Below are 4,094 nucleotides of genomic sequence, written 5' to 3' on the forward strand. Positions count from 1 at the left end.
CCGCCGCCCCCCGCACCGGCCCTCCGCCCCAAGGCCGTGGCCCGGACCGGCCTGTACGCGATCCTCGCCGCCAACGCCGTCGTCGTCGCCGTCCTCTTCGTGCAGGCCGGCTTCGCCGCCAACGCGCTCGTCGTCCTCGGCCGCCTCACCGGCCTCTACGGCGCCCTGCTGATGGCCTTCCAGCTTGTCCTGGTGGCCCGACTGCCCTGGTTCGACCGGCGGATCGGCATGGACCGGCTGACCTCCTGGCACCGCTGGACCGGCTTCGCCGTCCTGTGGACGCTCCTCGCCCACGTCGTCCTCATCACCTTCGGCTACGGCCGCTCGTCCGGCCTGGACCCGCTCAACCAGCTCGTCGACCTCGCCGAGACCGTCGAGGGCGTACTGCGCGCGCTCGTCGCCCTGGTCCTCCTCGTGGTGGTCGGGGGTGTGTCGGCGCGTGCCGCGCGGCGCAGGATGGCGTACGAGACCTGGCACTTCCTCCACCTGTACACCTACGTCGCGGTCGTCCTCGCCGTCACCCACCAGGTGGCCGCCGGCACGTCCTTCACCTCCTCGCCCGCCGCGACGGCGTACTGGTACACGCTGTGGGGCGCGGCCCTCGGCGCGGTCCTGGCCGGGCGGGTCGTCCTGCCGCTGTGGCGCAACCTGCGCCACCGGCTGCGCGTCACCGCCGTCGTCCCCGAGAACGACCACGTCGTCTCCGTCTACCTCACCGGACGCGACCTGGACCGGCTGCCCGCGCGGGCCGGGCAGTTCTTCCTGTGGCGGTTCCTGACCCGCGACCGCTGGTGGCAGGCCAACCCCTTCTCGCTCTCCATGGCCCCCGACGGCCGGCAGCTCCGCCTCACCGTCAAGGCCGCCGGCGACGGCACCGCCGCCCTGCGCCACCTCGCGCCCGGCACCCGCGTCTTCGCCGAGGGCCCCTACGGCGCCTTCACCGCCCTGCACCGCACCCGCCCCGGCACCCTGCTGATCGCCGGGGGCGTCGGCGTCACCCCGATCCGGGCCCTGCTCGAGGAACTGCCCGGTCACACCGTGCTGCTGTACCGCGTCGCCACCGGACCCGACGCCGTCCTCCACGACGAACTCCGCGACCTCGCGCACGCCAAGGGCGCCGAACTGCACCTGGTCACCGGCCCTGCCGTCCCCGACAAGCTGGGCCCGCGCGACCTCGCCGCCCTCGTCCCCGACGTCGCCGACCGGGACGTCTACGTGTGCGGTCCGCCCGGCATGACCACCGCGGTCCTGCGCACCCTGCGCGAACTGGGCGTGCCAAAGGCGCAGATCCACGCCGAACGCTTCAGCCTCGCCGGATGACCACGGCCCACCGAACCCGGTCGGGTGCTCCGGCTCACCGAACCCGGTCGGACGCTCCGGCCGACCGAGCATGGCCCGACGATCCGGCCCAGCGAACCCGGTCGGACGCTTCGGTCCCCCGAGCATGGTCCGACGTTCCGGTCCCCCTGAGAGGAACCCCCACACCGTGAAGCGCGCACTGCCCGTGCTGGTCCTGAGCATCGCCGGTCTCGTGCCGGTCTGGCGCTACGCCCCGTCCCCCGAGGCCGTGACGGCCGCCCCGCCCGCCTCGTCCGAGGCGTCCGTCGCCCCCGCCGCGCCGGCCGACGGCTCCACCGTCGTCGCCGGTCCCACCGTCGGCACCGAGAAGGGACCCGTCCAGGTCGAGGTGACCTTCGAGGAGCGGCGGATCAGCGCCGTACGCATGCTCCGGCAGCCCGACCACCCGCAGACCACGGCCGCCGTGCCGAAGCTGATCGAGGAGACGCTCGACGCGCAGAGCGCCGACGTGGACACCGTCTCCGGCGCCACGGTCACCAGCGACGGCTACCGGGAGTCGCTGCAGGCCGCCATCGACGCCCGGGCCGCCGCACCGGGCACGGGCGCCTGACGTGCGCGTCGAGCACGTCATGGGCTTCCCGGTCTCCCTCCGGCTGGACGACCGCGTAGGCACCGGCGGCGTTCCCGAGGCGGCCGTGGACGGGGTCTTCGCGTGGCTGCGGGAGGTCGACGCCCGCTTCAGCCCGTTCCGGCCGGACAGCGAGGTGTGCCGTCTCGACCGGGGCGAAGTGCCGCGGGTGAGCGCCGGGTTGCGGGAGGTGCTGGACCTGTGCGAGGAGTACCGGATCGCGACCGGCGGCGCCTTCGACGCACGGCTGCCGGGACGGGGTCTCGATCCCTGCGCGGTGGTCAAGGGCTGGTCGGTGCAGCGGGCGGCCGAGTCGCTGCGCGCGGCCGGGGCACGGCGGTTCTGCCTCAACGCCGGCGGTGACGTGGTCGCCGCCGGCGGCCCCTGGCGGGTCGGCGTACGCCACCCCGAGCGCCGGGACCGGCTGTGCACCGTCCTGGAGGTCACCGACGGGGCGGTCGCCACCTCCGCCCGCTACGAGCGCGGCGACCACATCGTCGACGGCCGCACCGGCCGCCCGGCGACCGGGCTGCTCGCCGTCACCGTCGTGGCGCCGACCCTGACCGAGGCGGACACGGCCGCCACGGCGGCGTTCGCGATGGGCGCCGAGGGCGCCGGGTGGGCGGCGGCGCGCGAGGGCTGCGAGGTGTTCGCCGTGGACGCCCGGCGGCGCGTGCTGCGCACCCCCGGGCTGCCGGTCGCGGGGGCGGCTCCCGGACCCGGCCCGGGACCCGGCCCGGGGCTCGGCTACGGGTCCGGCCCCGCGGCCGGAAAGGAGCCTGCCGGGGCGCCGGTGTGAGGCTCCGGAGGGTGGGGTCCGGGGCGCCGGTGTGAACCCCCGATCTGCGGGAAGGAGTCGCCCCGACGTGAAGGGCCCCGCAGATCCGCCGTCTACACTCGACCGGCGACGGCCCCACCGACCGCGGCCGGAGCGGGCAGCTTCTGCCAGACCCGAAGGGTATTCGGCGTTTTGATACGCATGGAATCAGTCACCAAACGGTACGCGGACGGGACGGTGGCGGTCGACCGGCTGTCCCTGGAGATACCCGACCGCGCCATCACGGTCCTCGTCGGCCCCTCGGGCTGCGGCAAGACGACCACCCTGCGGATGATCAACAGAATGGTCGAACCCTCCGAGGGAACGATCCTGCTGGACGGCGAGGACCTCCAGCAGCAGCCCGTCACCACGCTGCGCCGTTCGATGGGCTACGTCATCCAGAACGCCGGGCTCTTCCAGCACCGGACGATCCTCGACAACATCGCCACCGTGCCCCGCATGACCGGCTGGGGCAAGCAGAAGGCCCGGGAGCGGGCCGCGGAGCTGATGGAGCGCGTCGGCCTCGACTCCGCCCTCGGCAAGCGGTACCCGTACCAGCTCTCCGGCGGCCAGCAGCAGCGCGTCGGCGTGGCCCGGGCGCTCGCCGCCGACCCGCCCGTCCTGCTCATGGACGAGCCGTTCTCCGCCGTGGACCCCGTCGTCCGCAAGGGACTGCAGGACGAACTCCTGCGCATCCAGGACGAACTGGGCAAGACCATCGTCTTCGTCACGCACGACATCGACGAGGCCGTCAAACTGGGCACCATGGTCGCGGTGATGCGCACCGGCGGCCGGCTCGCCCAGTTCGCACCGCCCGCCGAACTGCTGTCCGACCCCGCGGACGCGTTCGTCGAGGACTTCCTCGGCGCCGACCGCGGCATCCGGGGACTGTCCTTCTTCCCGTCCGCCGGCCTGGAACTGACGACCGGCCCCGTCGTCCCGGTGGACGCCACCGCCGAACAGCTCGCCGCGCCCGACGCCCCCTACCTCCTGGTGACCGACGCGGACGGCCGCCCGCTGGGCTGGGGCGAGCCGCGCGAGCTGCGGGCCGGGGCCGGGTCCGGGGAGATCGCGGCCGACGCGCTGCTGCCGTACGGGCGGCCGTTCGTGCCCGGCACCGACTCGCTGCGCGCCGCCCTCGACTGCGCCGTGCTGTCGCCCACCGGCTGGGCGGTCGCGGTCGACACCGAGGGCCGGGTGACCGGCGTCGCGTCGCAGGCCGCCATCGGCGAGGCCATCCGCACCGCCCACGGCACGGGCCGCACCGGCGCCGCGCGGGCCGGTGCGGACACCGGCGCCGCACGTGCCGGGGCCGGCAACGGCGACGCGCGGCCCGACGGGCCCGCCGAC

General features: G+C 75.1%; 4 protein-coding genes. All 4 read left to right on the forward strand.

Features of this window, described 5'->3' with window-relative positions:
- The coding region (locus tag HZS56_RS37375; RefSeq protein ID WP_253915527.1) for a ferredoxin reductase family protein at positions 1-1,320 on the forward strand (1,320 nt) is incomplete at its 5' end.
- A 166-nt stretch (positions 1,321-1,486) separates the two neighbouring features.
- The gene (locus HZS56_RS37380) at positions 1,487-1,909 is read left to right on the forward strand and encodes an FMN-binding protein (protein WP_216725256.1); all 423 of its coding nucleotides are present in this window, start codon (positions 1,487-1,489) and stop codon (positions 1,907-1,909) included.
- A 19-nt stretch (positions 1,910-1,928) separates the two neighbouring features.
- Positions 1,929-2,726 (forward strand): FAD:protein FMN transferase, encoded by a 798-nt coding sequence (locus tag HZS56_RS37385; protein ID WP_216725258.1) that lies wholly within the window; start codon positions 1,929-1,931, stop codon positions 2,724-2,726.
- A 171-nt stretch (positions 2,727-2,897) separates the two neighbouring features.
- A partial coding sequence (locus HZS56_RS37390; protein ID WP_253915528.1) for an ABC transporter ATP-binding protein occupies positions 2,898-4,094 on the forward strand: 1,197 nt, incomplete at its 3' end.

It is taken from the genome of Streptomyces mayonensis (assembly GCF_018982965.1).
GTDB lineage: Bacteria > Actinomycetota > Actinomycetes > Streptomycetales > Streptomycetaceae > Streptomyces > Streptomyces mayonensis.